At 51.3% G+C, this 21,838-nt stretch carries 16 protein-coding genes; 11 read left to right on the forward strand and 5 right to left on the reverse strand.

Annotation, left to right across the window (positions count from 1 at the left end; all coding sequences use genetic code 11):
• Positions 1 to 37 precede the first annotated feature (37 nt).
• Positions 38 to 5,608, forward strand: a complete 5,571-nt coding sequence (locus tag ABD843_RS10370; protein ID WP_345082593.1) for an Ig-like domain-containing protein — start codon at positions 38 to 40, stop codon at positions 5,606 to 5,608.
• 72 nt (positions 5,609 to 5,680) lie between these two features.
• On the opposite strand, the gene ABD843_RS10375 is transcribed toward ABD843_RS10370, so the two are convergent.
• The gene (locus ABD843_RS10375; protein ID WP_345082596.1) at positions 5,681 to 6,565 is read right to left on the reverse strand and encodes an NAD(P)H-binding protein; all 885 of its coding nucleotides are present in this window, start codon (positions 6,563 to 6,565) and stop codon (positions 5,681 to 5,683) included.
• A gap of 77 nt (positions 6,566 to 6,642) precedes the next feature.
• Here ABD843_RS10375 and ABD843_RS10380 point away from each other — a divergent pair, with 77 nt between their 5' ends.
• Positions 6,643 to 7,020, forward strand: a complete 378-nt coding sequence (locus ABD843_RS10380) for a winged helix-turn-helix transcriptional regulator (RefSeq protein ID WP_345082599.1) — start codon at positions 6,643 to 6,645, stop codon at positions 7,018 to 7,020.
• 27 nt (positions 7,021 to 7,047) lie between these two features.
• On the opposite strand, the gene ABD843_RS10385 is transcribed toward ABD843_RS10380, so the two are convergent.
• Together ABD843_RS10385 and ABD843_RS10390 are read right to left on the reverse strand one after the other, a co-directional pair.
• A complete protein-coding gene (locus ABD843_RS10385; RefSeq protein ID WP_345082602.1) occupies positions 7,048 to 8,703 on the reverse strand; it encodes a T9SS type A sorting domain-containing protein in 1,656 nt (551 codons plus the stop codon).
• A 176-nt stretch (positions 8,704 to 8,879) separates the two neighbouring features.
• The gene (locus ABD843_RS10390) at positions 8,880 to 9,632 is read right to left on the reverse strand and encodes an SDR family NAD(P)-dependent oxidoreductase (RefSeq protein ID WP_345082604.1); all 753 of its coding nucleotides are present in this window, start codon (positions 9,630 to 9,632) and stop codon (positions 8,880 to 8,882) included.
• 131 nt (positions 9,633 to 9,763) lie between these two features.
• Here ABD843_RS10390 and ABD843_RS10395 point away from each other — a divergent pair, with 131 nt between their 5' ends.
• The 3 genes from ABD843_RS10395 to ABD843_RS10405 all read left to right on the forward strand — a co-directional run bounded on the left by ABD843_RS10395 (position 9,764) and on the right by ABD843_RS10405 (position 14,286).
• Positions 9,764 to 11,146, forward strand: a complete 1,383-nt coding sequence (locus tag ABD843_RS10395; RefSeq protein ID WP_345082607.1) for an MBL fold metallo-hydrolase — start codon at positions 9,764 to 9,766, stop codon at positions 11,144 to 11,146.
• A gap of 151 nt (positions 11,147 to 11,297) precedes the next feature.
• Positions 11,298 to 11,849, forward strand: a complete 552-nt coding sequence (locus ABD843_RS10400; RefSeq protein WP_345082610.1) for a hypothetical protein — start codon at positions 11,298 to 11,300, stop codon at positions 11,847 to 11,849.
• On the forward strand, positions 11,833 to 14,286 hold the full coding sequence (locus ABD843_RS10405) for a heavy metal translocating P-type ATPase (protein WP_345082612.1): 2,454 nt from the start codon (positions 11,833 to 11,835) through the stop codon (positions 14,284 to 14,286). Before ABD843_RS10400 ends, ABD843_RS10405 begins: the two co-directional genes overlap by 17 nt.
• Positions 14,287 to 14,410: 124 nt before the next feature.
• Here the strand turns inward: ABD843_RS10405 and ABD843_RS10410 are convergent, their stop codons facing one another.
• On the reverse strand, positions 14,411 to 14,791 hold the full coding sequence (locus tag ABD843_RS10410; RefSeq protein ID WP_345082614.1) for a hypothetical protein: 381 nt from the start codon (positions 14,789 to 14,791) through the stop codon (positions 14,411 to 14,413).
• A 182-nt stretch (positions 14,792 to 14,973) separates the two neighbouring features.
• Here ABD843_RS10410 and ABD843_RS10415 point away from each other — a divergent pair, with 182 nt between their 5' ends.
• Entirely contained in the window at positions 14,974 to 15,198 is a 225-nt protein-coding gene (locus ABD843_RS10415) for a DUF2158 domain-containing protein (RefSeq protein ID WP_345082617.1), read from the forward strand.
• Between the two features lie 3 nt (positions 15,199 to 15,201).
• Here the strand turns inward: ABD843_RS10415 and ABD843_RS10420 are convergent, their stop codons facing one another.
• Positions 15,202 to 16,530 carry an acetyl-CoA hydrolase/transferase family protein gene (locus ABD843_RS10420; RefSeq protein ID WP_345082620.1) on the reverse strand — a complete coding sequence of 443 codons (1,329 nt, stop codon included), beginning with the start codon at positions 16,528 to 16,530 and terminating at the stop codon, positions 15,202 to 15,204.
• Between the two features lie 229 nt (positions 16,531 to 16,759).
• On the opposite strand from ABD843_RS10420, the gene ccoS reads away from it, so the two are divergent.
• Genes ccoS through ccoG form a run of 5 tightly spaced genes read left to right on the forward strand, consistent with a single transcriptional unit; the run spans position 16,760 to position 21,830 of the window.
• Positions 16,760 to 16,918, forward strand: a complete 159-nt coding sequence (ccoS, locus tag ABD843_RS10425; RefSeq protein ID WP_345082623.1) for a cbb3-type cytochrome oxidase assembly protein CcoS — start codon at positions 16,760 to 16,762, stop codon at positions 16,916 to 16,918.
• 11 nt (positions 16,919 to 16,929) lie between these two features.
• Positions 16,930 to 19,083 (forward strand): cytochrome-c oxidase, cbb3-type subunit I, encoded by a 2,154-nt coding sequence (gene ccoN, locus ABD843_RS10430; protein WP_345082626.1) that lies wholly within the window; start codon positions 16,930 to 16,932, stop codon positions 19,081 to 19,083.
• Positions 19,084 to 19,090: 7 nt separating this feature from the next.
• Positions 19,091 to 19,264 carry a CcoQ/FixQ family Cbb3-type cytochrome c oxidase assembly chaperone gene (locus ABD843_RS10435; RefSeq protein ID WP_345082629.1) on the forward strand — a complete coding sequence of 58 codons (174 nt, stop codon included), beginning with the start codon at positions 19,091 to 19,093 and terminating at the stop codon, positions 19,262 to 19,264.
• A 23-nt stretch (positions 19,265 to 19,287) separates the two neighbouring features.
• Positions 19,288 to 20,409, forward strand: coding sequence for a cbb3-type cytochrome c oxidase N-terminal domain-containing protein (locus ABD843_RS10440; RefSeq protein WP_345082632.1), 1,122 nt, complete (start codon positions 19,288 to 19,290; stop codon positions 20,407 to 20,409).
• 14 nt (positions 20,410 to 20,423) lie between these two features.
• Positions 20,424 to 21,830 carry a cytochrome c oxidase accessory protein CcoG gene (ccoG, locus tag ABD843_RS10445; RefSeq protein WP_345082635.1) on the forward strand — a complete coding sequence of 469 codons (1,407 nt, stop codon included), beginning with the start codon at positions 20,424 to 20,426 and terminating at the stop codon, positions 21,828 to 21,830.
• Positions 21,831 to 21,838: the final 8 nt, after the last annotated feature.

Consider the following 21,838-nt stretch of genomic DNA (forward strand, 5'->3'; position numbering starts at 1 on the left):
TACCCACCAGGGAATGCTAACGCATAAAACAAATCATATGAAAAAAATATTATCTCTTGCCATTTGCCTGTGCAGTACCCTGTTGCTGCAAGCCCAGGTGAAAATGAACATAGAGAGTGGCGCCCACGTTGTTGCAACAGGTGCCCCCCATTTTGTGATGGAGGCGGGCAGCTTTGAGAACAACGGTTCGTATCATGATGATGCGGGCACGTTCAAGGCCAGTGGAGGTATCATCTTCACAGGGTCGGGCACTACGCAGCTCTATAAGCTGGTAGTGGACAATGCCGACCATAGTCTTATGAACAGCCTTATCTCGGTATACGACCTTACCACTCTCTTGTCGGGTTCGCTAGATGCGAATGCGAAGTTGCACGTCCGTTCGGATGTAAGCCCCACTGCCAGGATGGAAGTGACCGGCGTACTGACGAACGACGTTATCGGTATCATTACACGATCTACTGAGCCCATTGGTACATGCCCCAGCTATACTACCGACCTGAGCCTGAACATATCGGGCCCGGCCATGGTGTACCAGTGGCAGACGTCTCTGGATAACGTATCGTGGACAGATGTGCCGGGTGCTACATCTGCGACGTACACAGCTACCATCACCGGTAACTGTTATTACAGGTGCTATACTACTACCAACAATAGTAGCTATGGCCAGGCCACCTCTGTAGTGTTCCAGGAGTTCATCAACTCTGCCGCGCCTATATCAGCGCCACCCAGTGTGTGCGTGGGGCGTACCGAGGTATTGAGCAATCCTGTGCCGGGCGGTACATGGTCTTCATCTACACCGGCAGTAGGTTCTATCTCTGCTACAGGCGTAGTGAGAGGTCTGAGCGCCGGCACCACTACCATAGTATATACGAATCCGTACGGCTGCTCATCTTCTGCTGTTATGGAAGTGCTCGCGCCTCCGGCCTCTATAACCGGTACACTGTCGGTGAATATAGAAGCTACCACGACCCTCAGCAGTACTACTCCTGATGGTCTATGGAGTAGTTCCAACGAGGATGTCGCCCTGGCGGATGCTATGACAGGTGTGGTGACAGGTGTAAGCGCAGGTACTGCGAACATCACCTACAGTATGGTCACTGGCTGTTATACTACTGCGGTAGTGACAGTGAACAACACCACACCTATCACAGGCGCGTCGGCAGTATGTGCCGGTTCCAGCATCACACTTAGCAACGCCACTAGCGGCGGTACATGGTCTTCGCTGTCATCGAACGTGACGGTGAATGCAAGTACAGGTATGGTAACAGGTGTAACGGCGGGTTCGGCCACCATTACCTATACTGCTCCGGCAGGCTGGGCAGTAACTGCACCGATAATGGTAAATGCTCTGCCGGAGGCTATCACAGGTACACTGTCGATATGCGCCGGTACCAATACTACACTGACCAGCGCTACAGCAGGCCAGACATGGAGCAGTGCCAATGAGGCCATAGCTACCGTAGCTACGGGTACACCTACTACCGGCATAGTGACCGGTCTTGCTGCAGGCTCTGTGAACATCAGCTATACCAATGCTGCAGGCTGTTCCCGTTATGCGACAGTTACTGTGAACGCTATCCCGGCTCCCATATCGGGCAGCAGCGAGGTGTGTACAGGCAATACTGCTACATACACCAGCTCGGGCAGCGGTACATGGTCTTCATCTGCACCGGCTGTAGGTTCTATATCGGCCGGCGGTGTCCTGACGGCGCTTAGTTACGGAATGACCACTGTTGTTTACACCAACGCGGCTTCCTGTACGGCTTCAAAGCTCGTGTTAGTGAACGAGAGCCCAGCGCCTATAACCGGTACATTGCTGGTGAATATTGCAGCTACCACATCGCTCAACAGTACCACTACCGGCGGTACATGGTTCAGCAGCAATACTGATGTCGCAACGGTGAATACTACAGGTGTAGTGACCGGCCTGACCGGCGGTACTGCAACTATTACCTACAAGAAGCTGACCACAGGCTGCTATACTACCGCGATAGTTACTGTTAACAACAGTACGCCTATCACAGGTCCGTCGTCGGTGTGTGTTGGCTCTACCATCACACTTGGCAATGCCACTACCGGCGGTACATGGTCTTCACCATCATCGAACGTAACGGTGAACGCAAGTACAGGTGTGGTAGCAGGGTTAGCGTCAGGTACGGCCACCGTGAGCTATACTGCCCCCACAGGCTGGGTGGTAACCACCCCGATAGCAGTAAATGCTGCGCCGGGCACCATTGGAGGTACACTGTCGGTATGTGTGGGCGCTACTACTACGCTTAACAGCGCCACAGCGGGCCAGACATGGAGCAGTGCCAATGAGACCATAGCTACCGTAGCTACAGGTACATCTACTACCGGTATAGTGACCGGTGTAGCTCCAGGCTCTGTGGACATCAGCTATACCAATGCTGCGGGTTGTTCGCGTTATGCGACGGTCATAGTGAGCGAGACGCCAGCCGCTATAGAAGGTAGTAATACCGTTTGCGTTGGCAGTAATACATTGTATACGAACACTACGCCAGGTGGTACATGGGTGAGCTCTGTAACGACCTACGGAACTATCTCTGCAGGCGGCGTGCTGTCGGGGCTATCGGCGGGTAATACTACTCTGAGCTACAATATGCCCGGCGGCTGCCGTACCATAAAAGTAGTGAGTGTAAGTGCTGCGCCGGCTGCCATTGGAGGTACACTGTCGGCATGTGTGGGTACTACTACTACGCTTAACAGCGCTACTGCAGGCCAGACCTGGAGCAGCAGCAATGAAGCAGTAGCTACTGTAGTGTCTTCAGGCAGCTCTACTGCAATAGTTACCGGTGTAGCAGCAGGTACTGCCAGTATCAGCTACGCTAATGCAGCCGGTTGTGCAAGGGTAGTGACGGTCACTATCAATTCATCTCCCGATCCTATATCGGGTAGCAATGCTATATGCGTAGGCGACGTGTCTTCTTACACTTGTGCTACTCCCGGTGGTACATGGTCCAGTTCTGCAGGGGCTGTAGGTACTGTATCTGTTGATGGTGCGCTTAGAGGCATCGCTGCAGGTTCTCTCACGCTCAGCTACAACATGGCCGGTAGCTGCCGCTCTACCAAGGTAGTAAGCGTAAATGCGGTTCCGGGCGCTATATCGGGTACATTGTCGGTCTGTGAGGGCGCCAATACCACTTTGGGCAATGCTACCTCTGGCCTTACATGGAGCAGTGCTGACGACTCGAAGGCTACTGTAGTAACGGCCTCAGGCCTTACCGGTACAGTAACGGGTGTATCTGCCGGTACGGTAGATATCAGCTACACTACTGCCGGCGGTTGTGCTAGCGTTGTGAATGTGACGGTGAACACTACTCCTGCAGCCATCACCGGCAGCAATACCGCATGTGTGGGTCTCCCATCTAACTACGCCAATGCAACACCAGGAGGTACATGGGTAAGCTCTAACACCGCAGCAGGTACTATCACCGCAGCTGGTGTGCTCACCGGTGTAGCATCGGGTAATACCACTCTTAGCTACAATATGCCGGGTGGTTGCCGCGCTACCAAGGTAGTGACCGTGAATATAACTCCGAACGGTATCACAGGTACACTGTCGGTGTGCATTGGTGCCACAACTACGCTCACGTCTACTACGGCCGGCCAAACATGGAGCACCGCTGACGGCGGCATAGCTACAGTAACTACCGGTACTACTACCACAGGTATCGTTACGGGTATATCTGCCGGAGCGGTGAACATAAGCTATACCAATGCTTCAGGCTGTTACAGTTATGCGACAGTTGTTGTGAACGCGGTGCCCTCAACTGTGACCGGCAGCAATAGTGTTTGTATTGGCAATACGGCAATGTATACCAATACGACCTCAGGCGGTACATGGGTAAGCTCTACCGCTTCCGTAGGTACCATCACTACAGGTGGTGGTGCGCTTACGGGTGTTGCTGCAGGCACTACTACGGTGAGCTATGTAGCGCCCGGTGGCTGTGTATCAACGAAAGTGGTGAGTGTGGTAGCTGCACCAGCGGCCATCACCGGTACACTGGCTGCATGTACATCGCTGACCACTACACTGACCAGCACTACTGCCGGCCAGACATGGAGCAGCGCTGACGAGACAATAGCTACAGTAGCTACAGGTACCTCTACTACCGGTGTAGTTACCGGTGTAGCGCCCGGTACTGTAAACATCAGCTATACCAATGCTTCGGGTTGTGTGCGTATGGTCAATGTGACGATCAATTCGTCTCCTGCGGCTATATCGGGCCCTACAGGTGTTTGTTTGGGTAGTACAGCTACCTATACCAATACTACGCCCGGTGGTACATGGAGCAGCTCGACAGGTGCTGTAGGTACTATTACCCCCGGCGGTGGTGTCTTGTCGACCTTCAATGCGGGTAGCACTACCATCTACTATAATATACCCGGTGGTTGCCGTGCGGCACAAGTGGTGAGCGTAAATACAGCGCCTGCTGCTATAACCGGTACTACCGGATTGTGTGTGAACAACACAACTTCACTGGGTAGCACTACTGCCAGCCAGATATGGAGCAGTGGCGATGCGACCGTAGCTACAGTAGTAGCATCAGGCGCCAATAATGCTGTAGTTACAGGTGTTGCACCCGGTACGGCCGTTATCAGCTATGCGTTTTCCGGTGGCTGTGCGCGTACTACTACTGTAGTAGTAAGTCCTGCTGTATTGCCTATAGTCGGCGACAATCTGGTATGTATAAGCGGCGGTACGGTGACGCTGAGCAATGCTACCGGAGGTGGTACCTGGATAAGCAGTGTGACCAGTAGGGCCACGATAAATAGTACAACGGGTGCTATAACAGCACTCACGGCAGGTACTACTGTTATCACTTATCGTATCAGCAATACATGTTTCAACACTACAATAGTGACCGTGAATGCAGCAATGGCTACGACCACAGGGCCCACTGCGGTATGTGTAGGCAGCGACATCACACTGGCGAATACCACTACCGGTGGTACATGGACGAGCAGCAATGCTTCCCTGGGTTCTGTGGATGCCGGTACGGGTGTAGTGAGAGGTGTGGCTAACGGTACGGTGAATATCACTTACGCGCTCAGCACGGGTTGTGTCAGAACAAAACCTGTGACCATAAATGCGGTTCCGGCATCTATCACCGGCTCACTTAACCTTACAGTAGGACAGACCTCAACACTCGGCTGTGCTACTACAGGTGGTACATGGCTTAGCAGTAGCTCGGGTATCGCTTCCATAGGTTCGTCCACAGGTGTGATGACCGCCGTTAGTGCAGGTGCAGCAACAATAACCTACAGGCTCACTGCCACAGGTTGTTTCTCTACCGCACCGGCTAGTATATCTACATTAAGGCCGGCTGTGATAGGTGGTCCGTCCATTGCTCACATAAAGATCTATCCTAACCCCACATCGCGCTATGTATCGATAGAGGCTCCTGTAAATGGTACCTTCGTTGTATATGCGATGGATGGTAAGAGGGTAGGTGTTTACAATGTTGTTACTCCTGTTACCGCTATATCACTGCCCGGCGATCTGGCCGCTGGCATGTATACTTGCCGTTTCGAGGGCGAGGATGGCAGCAACAGTATGATAACGTTGGTGTATACGCCCCAGTAAAATGAGTAGTTAGTATAAAAAGGAAAGCCGTTCTCATCTTGGGAACGGCTTTCTTCATTTCAGATAATATCATTAGCTGTTATACGCCGCTGCGAATTCTTTTGCAAAATCCTCGAGCCTGGTAGGACTCATTGCGGGCCTGTTGGCCAGGTAGTCGCTTGCCATTTTGCCACTGGCCATGGCTGCGCCCATTTCTGTATAGTTGGCAGCTACCTCCTGCGAAAGCCCTGCCTGTATCATGCCGTTCAGTGCATCCTCATCACGAAAATTGACCCATGGCAGCCCGGGTCTACCTATAGCAGTGCCCAGTACGCGGGCTATGTCGTGGGTAGTGCGCTCATCACTTACTATATAGCGAACGCTCTTTCCTGTATGCGCCAGGCTTAGCAGCGCATCGCCGGCCACAGTAGCTATGTCGGCGGGGTGTACCAGTGCCATTGTGGTGTTCTCGCCATAGTTGCCACCAATGATGCCCATATGCTTTATCATGCCTATGTTGGCCAGCAGGTTGTAGTAGAAGAATGCCGGGCGCAGGTGCAGCACATCTGTGCCTTCCAGTGCATTCAGTTCGGCCTCTACTCCATATAGGCCGCTTACCGGGCCACAGCCCTCCGGCATATGAGCGCCTATGCTGCTCAGGTTCACTACTTTTTTTACCCCTGCCGCCTTTATGGCCGCTGCATAGTTCTTTCCTATGCTGTGAATGTGCTCTTTCCAGTTCTGCGCATCCCATTTTGGTGGAACCATTGTATATACGGCATCGACCCCGGTGAATGTGCGGGTAAGAAAGCCCGTGTCCTCTACGCGCCCTACGGCAGCTTTTGCGCCTAGCGCCTCTATCTCCTTTACCCTGTCGGCGCTGCTGGTTATGACGGTGACATCGTGTGCTGCCTTTACGAGGCGTGTAACGAGTGGTTTGCTGATGTGGCCCAGCGAGCCTGTGATAACATATCTCATTGTGTTTGTTTTTTTGATAAGGCAAAGGTATTTTTGTACTTACTTTTCAGCAAGTACTAACAAAAAAGTAAGTATATATGTACAGTGTTAAAACTTCCTCAACGAACCAGGCCAACAAGCAGGGGGAACTAAGTAAATGCCCTGTCACCTTTACGCTGGACCGTATAGGTGGCCGGTGGAAGGCGCTGATACTATACAATCTTACGGGCGGACCATTGCGGTATGGAGCGCTGAAGAAAGCCATGCCCGCCATAACCGAGAAGATGCTGATACAGCAACTGAAGGAACTGGAAGCAGATGCCCTTGTGCGGCGCGAGGTAAAGCCGGTAGTGCCACCACATGTTACATACAGTCTCACCACGGCCGGTATGGACCTGGCACCGGTGATGCAGGCTATGGCTGCCTGGGGCTTGAAATATACGCAGAGCGATGTATACCGACCGGCAGAGCTATGATGGCAGCCGATGTATGAGCTGCATCTATCAGCGACGCACTATCATTTTTCGTGCCTGTATATGGCCTTCGCTATCATGAAGGGAGCAGTTGTAGATGCCCGGGGGTATGCCGCCCATATCTATCGTAGTGGTCTGCTGCCGCAGGGTAGCGTGTAGTACAGGGCGCCCTGTCATGTCGTACATGTTCAGATACCATCCCTTTGTAGCGCTGGGGCAATGTATCGTTACGGTATTGCCTGCGGGCAGGGGATATATATGCACATCTGCGCTTGCAGTGGTGTGGGGCACTTTGGTCTCACACTCCTTTACGATAATATCTTTCGTGATAGCACAGCCGCCCTCGCCCATGGCATAAGTGATGGTGACGGTACCTGCACTTATACCATATACTTTGCCCGAAGAAAAGTCTATGGTGGCCACTGCGGGTGCGCTGCTGGTCCATATGGCGCCGGGCACGCTACTGAGGAGCGTTATGCTGTCGCCGGCACATACCTCGGCAGGGCCTGTTATCTCAGAGCCTACACCATGTACCTTCCATACCATGTTGGGCATGCCCAGCGATACAAAGCCGGGAGCTATGTTCACAGCTTTATGCTCGTAATTACATGCAAGCCCCGCAGCATCAGGGTCGGCTATGCGGTGAAGGAAAGTGTCTCCCATCTGCGATATATATATCTTGCCATCAGGGCCCAGCCTCATGTCGCCATACACACTATATGTGCCCGTTATCTTCTTCTTCGATGCTATCTGTGCAGCGGTAGAGGGTAATGAGAGATCGTACTGAAATATGGCAGATGAGTCTACATTGAATGCATATAACTTGCTGCTATTGGCAGAGAATTCGCAGTAGTGGTGCGCGAGATTGTTCGTCATTTCGCGGCAGTTGCTCACGGCTCCTGTTGCAGGGTCGAAGTCATAAAGCTCGCCTGCACCGCGTATGGGCGGTGTATAAAAGGCGAGTAAACAAGTAAGGAATAACTTGCTCCTGTCGGGGCTGCACTTCATTGCCCCCAGGTGATAGCCATTTCCATAGGTCGCCATTCCGTAAGGTGTGGAGAAGAACCCTGTATTGTATGTATCAGGCCCGCTGATGCCTCCGGGGGTAACATTAAAAACATGGAACAGTGAAGTGTCCGACCGGTGAACAATGAGCCATACATTACAGTCATTACCTGCTACAGTTGTCATTTTTTCACTGAGGCTGTCTGCAAGCTCTATACCTGCGCTATCGGGCATTATATCGCCAAGGCCGCCGTTAAGGGTCATGTCTACTACAGAGTAGAACAAATGGCACATAGTATACGCGCCAATGGACTCATACGCAAGGGAAAAGATATAGTATTTGCTTGTGTCGTTGATGAATGGCACTATAGCTGCGGCCTGTGTAGTGCTGGATACATCGTAAGGTACGATAGCGCTTCCCGAGGGCATAATGGAGCCAGTATGTGTATATACCGTCTTGCCATCGGTATAGAATAGCAGACCGCCCATGGCGTTGCATACGCTGGCATTACCTTCCAGTGTACTGAGCGAAGAAGTGCCGCCTACAGGTGTGCCCGAATTGAAATTCACAAGCCCGCCGCCGCCAAGCGCCCAGACCTTGTTCTCGGCAATATGATATTGTGCATGCGCACCGGCGCAGCAGAGTAGCAATGCGCCCACCCAAAGTATCAGTGTTCTCATGGTATATCGGAGTGAAGGTGTATGTAAATATACCGAAATATGGGGTGCGAACCCGTATGTGCACCGCCACGCCCGGGGCGTGAGCTGTGTGGCAGATACCCGTACCGTTATAACACGGTCATTTTCAGAGAGAAGGGAAATACAGGGGTGCGAAAAATAAATTTGGGAATATTCTGTCATCGGGCGGTGAGGCCGCCATCTATGACCAGTTCTGTACCCGTTACATACGATGAGTCTGCACCGGCAAGGTATAATGCGCCATAGGCTATCTCTACGGCATTTGCCATTCGCTCCATGGGGCATATGTTCTTTATCATAGCCCGGGCGCTTTCGTTACTGATGAAAGCCTCGGTCATAGGTGTTATCACGCCGCCGGGGTGTATGGAGTTGACCCTTATGTGGTCTTTGGCGAACTCTACGGCATTGTCTTTTGTAAGCAGCCTGAGCCCGCCCTTGGATGCCGAGTATGCTGCCCCATTGCCACCTACTATACCCGCTATAGATGATATGTTGACTATGGCGCCGCCACCTACGGCCCGCATATGTGGTACACATAATTGGGTGCCAATGAAAGGGCCCGTGAGGTTGATGCCTATCACCTTATCCCATAGCTCCTTTGATGTGGCCTCTGTGGTGACACCCGGTGGGTATATGCCCGCATTGTTGATGAGTATATCTATTTTTCCATATAGGGCTAGGGTCGTCTTCACTACATTCTGCCAGCTATCCCAGCTGGCTACATCATGTTGCAGGTGGGCTATCACAAGCCCTGTATGCCCGGCAGCATCTGCCCATGTGGCCATCTTTTCCTGTTGCAGGTCTGTGGCCATTACATTGGCGCCTTCTTCGGCAAATAGCAGGGCTATGGCAGCGCCTATTCCGCCGGCCGCACCGGTAACAATGGCTACTTTGTTCTGTAGTTTTTTCATACGATGGTCCTTTGCTGCAAAAGTACCTATCGGCTGAGCCTGCACTATGACCATATACATCTTCATGGCTGACGCTGGTCATGCCGGGCCGCACCTGTGGCATATAGTTTTGTTGGGCAAACATCAGCCATATGTACGTTCAGCAATTATATACCAACTGCCTTGCCCATGCGGCATACTATATAGAGTGCGATAAGGAAGCGGCTATAGTAGACCCGCTGAGAGACCCTAAGCCATACATGGAACTGGCAACGAAACGCGGGGCCCGGATAAAATATATACTGGAGACACACTTCCATGCCGACTTCGTATCGGGCCACATAGACCTGGCCAATGAGACAGGGGCTACTATCGTCTTCGGGCCCGATGCCGTACCCGAATACAGGGCATATATAGCAACGGATGGGGAAACGCTAAAACTGGGAAGCGCTGTGCTGGAAGTATTGCATACGCCGGGTCATACCATAGAATCGACCTGTTTTCTTCTAAAGGCTAAAAATGAACATGTCGGCTGCCTGTTCTCGGGCGATACACTTTTTGTAGGCGATGTAGGCCGCCCCGACCTGCTAAGCGGCAATTTGCCGAAAGAGGCACTGGCCGCTATGCTGTACGAATCTCTGCAACGAAAGATAAAGATCCTGCCCAATGATACGCTGGTATATCCCGGCCATGGGGCAGGATCGGCATGTGGCAAGAACATAGGTGTATCGTCTTTCTCTACCATAGGCGATGAGCGTGCGCGGAACTATGCGTTGCTGATAACGGATAAAGACGAATTCATAAGGGCCGTTACTACGGGCTTGCCTGTGGCGCCGGTATATTTCTTCAAAGATGCGGCGCTCAATAAGAAAGGGGCCGGAGTATATAAGGATGTGCTGCAGCGGTCGCTGAGGCCCCTTTCTTTCACCGAGTTCAAGGGGCTGCAGCGGCCGGGTACCCTGGCGCTGGATACACGCGACGCCATGGAATTTGCGGCAGGCTCCATAACGGGTTCGCTGAACATAGGTCTCAATGGCGACTTCGCTGTATGGGCAGGGCATTTCATACCTGCCGATGCATCTATATTGCTGGTGGCCGACCCCGGCCGGGAGGCCGAGGCCATAGAGCGGTTGGCACGCATAGGGTTCGATAATGTGGTGGGATACCTGTTCGGCGGTATGCATACATGGTACTCGCTGGGAGGCGAATACCAACGCATCATGACCGTGACCGGCGAAGAAATGCACGAGCTGGTACTGGCAGGCGAATATGAGCTGCTGGATGTGAGGAATCGCCTTGAAGTGTCGAAAGACCATATACCAGGCGCGACCCACATACCGCTGAACGAACTGAAAGACCGCCGGGAGACCTTGGATAAGGACCGGAAGTGGCTGGTATACTGTGCAGGAGGCTATAGGTCTATGATAGCTGCATCGTTCCTGTTAGCTGTGGGCTGCCATTTCGTTGCCAGCCTGGAAGGGGGTATCAATGCCCTCAGGAAGATAAGACCTGAGATAGTAGAGGCAGGGCAGTAGACCGAGTAAGATGATAGCGATCGTGTATCGGGCTGATCATGGTCAGCTATCTCCATTTCCCGATGCCTGATCTTGCACCGTATTTCGAACAGGCCTGCACCGGCTACTTCGGAACTATGTAAAATGAATGATAGATAGAAACAAGCAATTTATGAGGGATGTAAAAGGCCAGCATTCTAATTCGCCCTTGTCCGACCTTACGGAAAAGCTTCGGATAGAATATTACGAGAGTATAGAAAGACTCTGTACCGATGCGCGCGAACAGGTGGAGAAGATAAGAACGCTCGACCCGACGAGGATAGACCCGGTATACCTGAGGCAGTGTCATTCGGTAATGGATAGTGTAGCGGCATCGCTGGCAGAGCGGAGGGACCGCTTTGTGCCATACCTGCAGCGCCTGTGGGAAAAGGTGGCCACAGAGCACAACTGCACCAATTGCTCGGGCAGTTGCAAGCTCGATCATGATATTCAGTTGTTCGATCTTTCGGCCGCTACCAAAAAACTGAAGAGCATACAGGGAGAGCTTCAGCTGCTATCGCTTCCCCTCTATTCCGAAACACTTTTCCCCGATCAGTACAGGGTGCTGCGCAATCTGCTGGCATTGATAGAGAGTGATATAGTGGAACTGTTCTTCTTGGAGGAGAATTATCTTATTCCGAAGGTGATAGCAGCGCAAAAAGCAATAAATGTATCTGGTAGGTAACGACATAGCAGAAGAGAAAAGAAAGAAGAAGGAAGCGGCGCCGGTCTGTTACCATTGCGGTACCGTATGCATCACCAGCAGGATAAGGATAGAAGATAAATTCTTCTGCTGCCAGGGATGCAAGCTGGTATACGAGCTGCTGAATGAAAAAGGCCTGTGCGACTACTACACCCTGGGGGCGCACCCCGGGCTGGGGCAGATAAAGCCGGTAAGGAACGACAAGTTCGCCTACCTGGATGATTATAGCATAGCTGAGCGGCTATGTAATTTTCGCAGCAAGAGTTATTGTGTAGTTACGTTCTATATCCCATCTATACATTGCAGCTCGTGTATGTGGCTGCTGGAACACCTGGACAGGATAGACCCTGCCGTAACAGAGAGCCGCATAAATTTCTCGGCAAAGGAGCTTACTGTTCATTTCTCTCCCGCGCGTACATCGTTGAGGAAGATAGTGGAATTGCTGGCCACCATAGGGTACGAACCCTACATAAGCCTGGATGATGTAGGAGAGAAGAAGGTAGCTGCCGGTAACAAGCAGCGCATCACAAAGCTGGGTATAGCTGGGTTCTGCTTCGGCAACATAATGATGATGAGCCTGCCCGAGTATTTCGCCGGAGAGATGGACCTTGGGCACGGCCTTAATAACTTGTTCCGCTACCTCGACCTTTTGCTGTCGTTACCGGTGTTCTTCTATAGCGCTACAGAGTTCTATAGCGCTGCCTGGGCCGGGCTTAAACAAAAGATACTGAATATAGATGCACCTATAGTGTTGGCCTTGTTCATCACCTTTGGCCGCAGTGTGTACGAGATACTGTCGGGTACGGGTGCCGGGTACCTGGATAGTATGAGCGGTATCGTTTTCTTTATGCTTGTAGGCAGGGTGATACAGGAGCGTACTTACAGGTCGCTCACCTTCACCCGTGACTATAAGGCGTATTTCCCTATAGCCATAAGCGTGCAGACGCAGGGTGGGGTAGTGAAGAAACAACTGAAGGACCTGCGGAAGGACGATGTAGTGATATTACATCATGAAGAGATAGTGCCTGCCGATTCGGTAGTGCTGGGCGAAGGTGGTAAGATAGACTATAGCTTTGTGACGGGCGAGGCAGAACCGGTATTTGTGGGGAAAGACGAGCTCATATATGCCGGTGGCAAATTGCAGGGACAGGAGCTGATCATAAAGGTCGTAAAGCCTATAACGGCCAGTTACCTCACATCGCTGTGGAACCACCGAGCCTTCAATAAGGACAAGGCTGAAAGCAACGATAAGATGAGCGTTGTGCATGTACTGAGCAGGTATTTCACGCTTATTCTTTTCACGCTGGCCATCATCACTGCGGTGTACTGGGCCATGCACGATGCATCGAAGATCGTTACCAGTGTTTCGGCCATGCTTATAGTGGCATGCCCCTGTGCATTGCTGCTGGCCGCTACATTTACCAATAGCAATACGCTGCGTATATTCAGCCTCAATGGTTTTTACCTGCGCGATGCAAGTGTGGTAGAGCCGCTTACCAACATCGATACGATAGTTTTCGATAAGACAGGTACCATCACCACCAATACTGATGTAAGGGTATCGACCTCGGGTGATACCCTTAGTGATGCAGAACTGGACCTACTATATACTGCTGTGAGCCCTAGCCTGCATCCTAATAGTGTAGCCATAAAAAAATGGCTGGGTAGCAGAGTAGTGGCTGAGCTGGATGAATGGGAGGAGATACCGGGAGAAGGAGTGCAGGCGGTGATGGGGAAAGATGTGCTGCGTATAGGTAATGCCCACTTCGTAGGGGTTGCTGCTGCAGAACACAATAAGAACAAGGCCGCATCGTATGTAAGTGTGAATGGCAAGACAATTGCTTTTTATTTTGAGCCTGCGCTGCGGCCCGGCATTAAAGATGCCATAGCAAAGCTGTCGAAAAGGTTCAGGCTGTCCGTTCTCTCCGGCGATCATGACAAGCAGCGGGGAATGATGCAGGCGGTATTCGGTAGGAATGATGCATTGTTGTTCGAGCAGAAGCCTCTTGATAAGCTGAGATACATAGAAGGCCTGCAAAAGAAGGGTGATACTGTGGCAATGATAGGCGATGGACTGAACGATGCAGGCGCCCTGCAGCAGAGCAATGTAGGCATAGCCCTTGCCGACAATATCAACAACTTCACCCCGGCATGCGATGTGATACTCGATGCTGAAAAGGTATCGGCGTTGCCGGAATTGCTGAGTATGGCGCGCTGGTCGGCGGCTATCATAAAACTCAGCTTTTTCATCTCCGTTATCTACAACGTGATAGGGCTGTATCATGCCATGAGCGGCTCTATGCGGCCGGTCGTTGCGGCCATACTTATGCCATGTAGCACGCTGAGTATAGTTATTATTTCCAGTGGACTCAGCAACCTGGTGGCATGGAAGAAGCAGTTGAATATAAGGTCTCTTTAGCGCAGGTCCTGTAGCTTCATTTTGCCCGGTCTCTTTTTAAGGTCCGGGCATAAAAATGGGGAGTCGCGACCGGCTCCCCACGGACCGGGGGCATATGTCCCCGGTGTGATCCCACTCACTCTCTTTACATCCAGCGTTCGGCGAACTTGCGGAACTCGTGTACCAGCGCTGACGATATCTTTTCCTGGTCATCTGTTCTTGTGCCCAATGCTGCATGCTCTGTCTGCAGGGCCCCGTCTATATACCCGGCAGATGATGCCTGCGCCTGCTGCGCTATTTTGCTGATGTTGGCATGTATGTCATGAGACAGTATGTCTATGTTGTTGTTCTGTACCCTGAACTGGTTCTCGAAGTGTTCTACTTCCTTCATTACACCGGTGTCGGTGTATTTGCCGGCTATCTCTGTCAGTATGCTTTTCAGTATGGCTATCTCTGTTCTGTAAAAGCCCAGCGTACGCAACCACTGACCGTGTGTGTTGTTGATGTGTCCTATATTGACCTTCATGTGCTTGGTTATTTTATGCAAACATACTTGTAGCAGGCGGGGGCAGATATGACAATGGTCATAGGTAATGCCTGATAGATGTCACTTCAGGGGCTTGGGAGGGCTATGATGAGAAGCATTGCGGGTAATGACCCGCATCACGCCATCCGCCTTGCCGGTGTCGGATATTTGAAGAAAAAAGTATGAACACCAGATTTGTGACCGGCGATAAAGTAAGGCTTGTATCGGGCGGGCCGGAAATGACCGTTCGCGGCCAGCACTACGATGTATTTGCCAATGAATACCTGAAGAACATGTTCGATTGCGTATGGTTCGCCAGGAATAAGGATGGCAAGGAAGAGGTACACTATTGCCCTTTCAATGAAGAAGAACTGGAGAAAGTGAATAGAGATCTAAGACCTGCATAACGCTTAACGGCCTTCTAATGGCACCGTACGATAACCGGTAAGGAGTTTGCCGAAACGCGTGTGGTATTCGCGTTCCAGCATGTCTTTGTGTGTGGGATGGGCTATTTCTATGAGCAGCTTTGCGCGCTGTTCCAGGTTCTTGCCATAGAGGTCTACTATGCCGTATTCGGTGGCCACATAGTGTATATGGCCCCTGGTGGTCACCACACCGGCTCCTTGTTTCAAATTGGCGACTATGCGCGAATTGCCACTCCTAGCTATAGATGGCAATGCTATTATGGGCTTCCCATTCCCGGACAGGGCCGCGCCGCGCATAAAGTCCATTTGCCCGCCTATACCTGAATATTGGTATGTGCCCATAGAGTCGGCGCATACCTGACCTGTTATGTCTATCTCTATGGCGCTGTTTATAGCGGTGACCCTGGGATTCTGGGCTATCACATTCGTGTCGTTCACAAAGCCTGCATTAAGGCAGTTGACCAATGGGTTATTGTCTACGAAGTCGTATATCTTCTTTGTTCCCAGTATGAAGGTGCTTACTGTTTTTCCCGGCAGCACTTTTTTGCGGCTATTATTTATTACCCCGCTTTCTATGAGCGGTATCACGCCGTCCGATAGCATCTCTGTATGGATGCCGAGATCCTTATGGCCTATGAGCGAGTTCAGTACCGCATCGGGTATGGTGCCTATGCCCATTTGCAGGGTAGCCCCATCTTCTATTACTGATGCCAAATGAGCGGCCACGCCATTCGTTATAGCATCTCCTTTTCCGGATGCCTTTATCTCCGGTAGTGCAGCTTCCTCCCATACCATGGCATGCAGGCGGGATGTGTGTATGACCCCTTCTCCCATCACTCTTGGCATTCCTGGGTTCACTTGCGCTATTACCAGCCTGGCATTCCTCACAGCGCTCAGAGCTATATCTACCGATGTGCCCAGCGTGCAGTAGCCGTTCACATCAGGCGGCGACACCTGTATGAGCGCTACATCTATAGGCATTGTTCTGCTATCGAACAGCCTTGTTATCTCGCTAAGGAATACAGGTACATAATCTCCATAAGGAGAGTTGGCCCATCCGCGCACGTTCTCCGATACAAAGAGCGAATTGAGGAAGAAACTGTTCTTTACCTCGGGCCTGTCCCAGTTGATGTGGCCGTAAGTACTTATAGATACCAATTCTACATTGTGTATGCTCCCGCCACGGTCCAGCAGCGCATTTACCAGCTTCAGCGGAGTAGCCGCACCGCCATGTATGAATACCCTTTGGTCGTTCTGTACAAGTTTTACCGCATCGGCGGCAGATATATAGTTGAGGTCTTGTTGCATTTTCATTTTTCAAAATTACCTGTCATGCCCTGCTACACAGTTGACGCTGAGCAGAGCTGCACATGACCATCGTCATGTATGCGCGCCCTGCTCGCTGTTCTTATCCATTTGCGGGCTATGCATAATGTGTGTCGGTGCTTTTAAGAGGCGGATAACTGACCATGATCAGCCGGCGTATTGAGCCACGTCATAGAGCCCCCGTTCTGCCACAGGTAGTTTTGTTAAAAATTTAGAAATGAGTGCATTCTTCATATTGGTATCGGTCAGTATCCTGGTGGCGGCCACCTTTCTCGGCGCATTTATCTGGAGCGTTCACAACGATCAGTATAGTGATATAAAAGGCTCTTCAATGCGCATTCTGTTCGACGACGACTCTGTAAAAAATAACCAATAATAATAGCAAGTATGATAATTGGAATAGATCCATCAGCAACGCAAAACGAGAAGTTCTATTACGACAATAAGATCGTGAAGTGGTTCGCCTACGCTACTATCATCTGGGGCGTTGTGGGGATGCTGGCCGGTATCCTTGCCGCATTTCAGCTGGTATACCCCGGCCTGAACTTTAGCTCGGCACCTACATCTTTCGGTCGTGTAAGGCCCATACACACCAATGCGGTCATTTTTGCCTTTGTGGGCAATGGTATCTTCATGGGTGTATATTATTCGCTGCAGCGTCTCTGCAAGGCACGCATGTTCAGCGACAGGCTGAGCAAGTTCCATTTCTGGGGGTGGCAATCCATCATCGTGCTTGCGGCGCTTACGCTGTTGTTCGGTTATACCACGGGTAAGGAATATGCCGAGCTGGAGTGGCCTATAGATATACTCATAGCCCTGGTATGGGTGGCCTTCGGATGGAATATGTTCGGCACTATACTCAAGCGCAGGGAAAGACACCTGTATGTGGCCATCTGGTTCTACATAGCCACTTTCATTACGGTGGCCATGCTGCACATAGTGAACTCTGTAGAGATCCCGGTCACTTTATTCAAGTCATACTCGTGGTATGCAGGTGTGCAGGATGCCCTTGTACAGTGGTGGTATGGGCACAATGCAGTGGCTTTCTTCCTTACTACGCCCTACCTGGGTCTTATGTATTACTTTATGCCCAAGGCGGCCGACAGGCCTGTGTATTCTTATCGTCTTTCTATTATTCACTTCTGGGCGCTTATCTTCATCTATATATGGGCCGGTCCGCACCACCTGCTTTATACCGCGCTACCTGACTGGGCACAGTCGCTGGGTACTGTGTTCTCCATAATGCTCCTGGCGCCATCGTGGGGTGGTATGCTCAATGGCCTGCTGACATTGAGGGGGGCATGGGATAAGGTGCGTGTCGATCCTGTGCTCAAGTTCATGGTGGTGGCGGTAACGGCATATGGTATGGCCACTTTCGAAGGCCCCATGCTGAGCCTGAAGAGTGTGAACGCTATCAGCCACTTTACCGACTGGACCATAGCGCATGTGCATGTAGGCGCACTGGGCTGGAACGGCTTCCTCACATTCGGTATCCTTTACTATCTCATTCCCAGGATATTCCGTACGAAGCTCTATTCTGTACAGCTTGCCAACAGGCACTTCTGGATAGGTACACTGGGTATAGTGCTATATGTGGTGCCTATGTACTGGGCCGGATTCATGCAGAGCCTTGCATGGAAAGAGTTCACACCGGAAGGTACACTGAAGTACCAGTTCATGGACACCGTGAAGCAAATGGCGCCTTTCTATGCCATGCGCGGTGTGGGTGGTGTGCTGTTCCTGATAGGTGCGCTCATAATGTGCTACAACTTGTACAAGACCATAAAGACAGGTAATGTACTGAACGAAGAGGCAGCAGAAGCGCCTGTACTGACCAGGGAGTATGTGCCACATGGCAAGCAGCACTGGCATAGCTGGATAGAGCGCAGGCCTGTACACCTGCTGGTATGGAGCCTAATAGTGGTAGCCATAGGCGGCATCATAGAAATGATACCCACCTTCATGGTGAGCTCTAACATACCCACTATAGCCAGCGTGAGACCATATACTCCGCTGGAGCTGCAGGGTAGGGACATATATGTGCGCGAGGGGTGCTACCTATGCCACAGCCAGATGGTGAGACCGTTCAGGAGCGAGGTGGTAAGGTATGGCGAATACTCCAAGGCAGGCGAATTCGTTTATGACCATCCGTTCCAGTGGGGGAGCAAGCGTACCGGCCCCGACCTGGCGCGTATAGGCGGTAAATACCCCGATAGCTGGCACTTCAACCATATGTACGAGCCATCCAGCATATCTCCGGGGTCTATAATGCCCAATTACCCGTGGCTGTTCGCCGATGAGATAGATACTGCGGCTACTGCTGCCAAGATACGCGCCATGATAGCCATGGGTGTACCCTACGAAAAAGGTTATGACCAGCGTGCGAACGCCGACCTGGCAAAACAGGCCGATGGTATAGTAAAGAACCTGGCCAACGATAAGATAAAAATAAAGAGCAATAAAGAGATAGTAGCGCTTATAGCCTATCTGCAGCGTGTAGGTACAGACATAAAATTATCGGAAAAGACAACCTCTAAATAACAGGCACATGAAATTCATACATTATCTCGAGACCATCACAGGTGTGGGCATATTTCCCCTGGCATCTCTTATGATATTCTTCCTCTTCTTCGCTGCCGTGGCCACATGGGCTTTTAAGGCAGACAAGTCTTACATAGACTCTATGAGTGCCATTCCTTTTCCTGAGAACAACAACCAATAATATCACAGCCAATACTGCATAGTATGCGAAATACGACCATCAAAGCATTTCTTGCCATAGCGGGGACGATATTGTTCCTGGCGCCGGCCAGCGCAGCCGACGGAGACACAGCGGCGAAAGCTGTAAATATCAATACCACATTCTACACGCTTGTGTCGCTGATGATAATACTGCTATTCATCATAGGCGTGCTGGCTTATACGCTGAGGCAGGTGACCGCAGTAGTAAGAGAAAAGAACAGGAAGACAAAACAGGGTAAAGCAGGTATACTTGCTATTCTGCTACTGGTAGCCACACTGCCTGCATCGGCCCAAATGGCGGATACCTCTAAGGCATACCATTTCCCGGAGCTGATAGATGGTATACCCTTTGCCGACTTCTGCCTGCTGGTGGCGGTCATTGTTCTGGAGCTGCTGGTCATCTTTTTTCTTGCCACCTATGTCCAGACACTACTGAGAGCGCTGAAGGGACAGGGTGCGGATGTTACCAGGGCCGTTGCTGAGCCGAAAGTGTCTTTCTGGGACAGGTTCAACAAGGCCAAGGCGCTGGAGGAGGAGAAGGAGATACTGCTGGATCATAACTATGATGGCATCATGGAACTGGATAACAGCCTGCCGCCCTGGTGGAAGTACGGCTTCTATCTTACCATACTGGTAAGTGTCATCTATATCTACCGTTTTCATTTCTCTCATGATGGTCTTAGCCAGGAAGAGGAGTTCGTGGCAGAGATGCAGAAGGGTGAGGAAGAGAAGGCTGCCTACCTGGCCAGGTCGGCCAATAATGTGGATGAGACCAACGTGAAATATCTTACCGATGCGGGTTCGCTGGTAGCAGGCAGGGAGGTATTCGTAAAGAACTGTGCTGCATGCCATGTGGCTGATGGCGGAGGTAGCGTAGGCCCCAACCTTGCCGATGAATACTGGCTGCATGGTGGTAGTGTACAGGATGTTTTCAAGTCTGTAAAGTATGGCTGGCAGGACAAGGGTATGAAGAGCTGGAAGGACGACCTGTCGCCGATGCAGATACAGCAGGTGGCCAGCTTCATCATGTCTCTGAAGGGCACGCATCCGGCAGCGCCGAAGGCGCCACAAGGAGATATATACATAGAAGTGGCAAAGGCAGATAGCGCAGTAGCAGCAAAATAAGAAACAGGCACATCATGACGAGTGTAAATGGCAATAAAGAGGCGTTCAGGGACAAGATAGCTACCGTAGATAAGAAAGGTAAACGGATATGGATATTCCCACAGAAGCCGAACGGCAGGCTCTATAATTTGAGGAAGCTATTTACTGTTGCATACCTCCTCATTTTCTTCTCGCTGCCATTCATCAAGGTAGATGGGCATCCTGTATTCCTGGTGAATATACTGGAGCGTAAGTTCATCCTGTTCGGGCAGATATTCTGGCCCCAGGACTTTTTCATATTCGCAATGGGCATGATAGTTTTTATCGTGTTCGTTGCACTGTTCACGGTCGTTTTCGGAAGGGTATTCTGCGGATGGGCCTGTCCGCAGACCATCTTCATGGAAATGATGTTCAGAAAGGTGGAGTACTGGATAGAGGGCAATGCTGCACAACAGAAGATGCTGGCCGCAGCATCCTGGAACACTGACAAGATCATCAAGAAGACGGCAAAGGTGGCGGCGTTCTGGCTGCTCAGTTTCATCATAGCCAATACCTTCCTTGCCTATATCATAGGTGTGGACGAGCTTTATAAGCTCATATCAGAGCCTGTCTCCCGGAACCTTGGCACATTCATAGGTCTCGCCACTTTCACCACGGTCTTTTTCTTTGTTTACCTATGGCTGCGGGAGCAGGTGTGTACCGTCATTTGTCCATATGGTCGTATGCAGGGTGTGCTGCTCGATCGTAATTCTGTTATCGTTGCCTACGACCATGTGCGCGGCGAGCCCAGGGGGAAATTCAAAAAGAACGAAGAGCGTACGCTGGGAGACTGTATAGATTGCAGCCAGTGTGTAAAGGTGTGCCCCACAGGTATAGACATACGCAATGGTACGCAGCTGGAATGCATCAATTGCACAGCCTGCATAGATGCCTGCGACCATATGATGGAGTCGGTAGGACTGCCCAAGGGGCTTGTGCGGTATGCCTCTGAACATAATATAGCCAGGAACAGGCCCTGGATGTTCACGGTGAAGATGAAGGCATATACACTGGTGATGTGCCTGCTGCTGGGTGTGCTGGTATGGCTGCTGGCCAGCCGTACCGATGTGGGCGTGACATTGTTGCGCACATCGGGCCAACTGTACCAGGAGCAGCCCAATAACGAGATGAGCAACCTGTATAACTATAAGGTGCTCAACAAGACCTTCAAGAAAAAGATCATTACGCTGAGACCCGAGAACTTCACCGGGCGCATAGTGCTGGTAGGGGAGAAGGACCTTGTAGTGCCCAAAGATGGCACGGTGGCAGGTACTATGTTCATCTACCTGAGCAAGGATGCTATAACAAAGAGAAAAACACAATTGAAAATAGGTGTGTACGAGAATGGCGAAAAGCTCATGACCATAAGCACATCGTTCCTCGGCCCGTTCGCCGGTAACTAAAAAAACTT

It is taken from the genome of Nemorincola caseinilytica, from assembly GCF_039540515.1.
GTDB classification, from domain to species: domain Bacteria; phylum Bacteroidota; class Bacteroidia; order Chitinophagales; family Chitinophagaceae; genus Nemorincola; species Nemorincola caseinilytica.

What these genes read in the sequence shown, in the direction of transcription:
- ABD843_RS10370 (WP_345082593.1), top strand. Translation starts at nt 38, where the DNA reads ATGAAAAAAATATTATCTCTTGCCATTTGCCTGTGCAGTACCCTGTTG.
- ABD843_RS10375 (WP_345082596.1), bottom strand. Translation starts at nt 6,565, where the DNA reads ATGAGATATGTTATCACAGGCTCGCTGGGCCACATCAGCAAACCACTC.
- ABD843_RS10380 (WP_345082599.1), top strand. Translation starts at nt 6,643, where the DNA reads ATGTACAGTGTTAAAACTTCCTCAACGAACCAGGCCAACAAGCAGGGG.
- ABD843_RS10385 (WP_345082602.1), bottom strand. Translation starts at nt 8,703, where the DNA reads ATGAGAACACTGATACTTTGGGTGGGCGCATTGCTACTCTGCTGCGCC.
- ABD843_RS10390 (WP_345082604.1), bottom strand. Translation starts at nt 9,632, where the DNA reads ATGAAAAAACTACAGAACAAAGTAGCCATTGTTACCGGTGCGGCCGGC.
- ABD843_RS10395 (WP_345082607.1), top strand. Translation starts at nt 9,764, where the DNA reads ATGTACGTTCAGCAATTATATACCAACTGCCTTGCCCATGCGGCATAC.
- ABD843_RS10400 (WP_345082610.1), top strand. Translation starts at nt 11,298, where the DNA reads ATGAGGGATGTAAAAGGCCAGCATTCTAATTCGCCCTTGTCCGACCTT.
- ABD843_RS10405 (WP_345082612.1), top strand. Translation starts at nt 11,833, where the DNA reads ATGTATCTGGTAGGTAACGACATAGCAGAAGAGAAAAGAAAGAAGAAG.
- ABD843_RS10410 (WP_345082614.1), bottom strand. Translation starts at nt 14,791, where the DNA reads ATGAAGGTCAATATAGGACACATCAACAACACACACGGTCAGTGGTTG.
- ABD843_RS10415 (WP_345082617.1), top strand. Translation starts at nt 14,974, where the DNA reads ATGAACACCAGATTTGTGACCGGCGATAAAGTAAGGCTTGTATCGGGC.
- ABD843_RS10420 (WP_345082620.1), bottom strand. Translation starts at nt 16,530, where the DNA reads ATGAAAATGCAACAAGACCTCAACTATATATCTGCCGCCGATGCGGTA.
- ccoS (WP_345082623.1), top strand. Translation starts at nt 16,760, where the DNA reads ATGAGTGCATTCTTCATATTGGTATCGGTCAGTATCCTGGTGGCGGCC.
- ccoN (WP_345082626.1), top strand. Translation starts at nt 16,930, where the DNA reads ATGATAATTGGAATAGATCCATCAGCAACGCAAAACGAGAAGTTCTAT.
- ABD843_RS10435 (WP_345082629.1), top strand. Translation starts at nt 19,091, where the DNA reads ATGAAATTCATACATTATCTCGAGACCATCACAGGTGTGGGCATATTT.
- ABD843_RS10440 (WP_345082632.1), top strand. Translation starts at nt 19,288, where the DNA reads ATGCGAAATACGACCATCAAAGCATTTCTTGCCATAGCGGGGACGATA.
- ccoG (WP_345082635.1), top strand. Translation starts at nt 20,424, where the DNA reads ATGACGAGTGTAAATGGCAATAAAGAGGCGTTCAGGGACAAGATAGCT.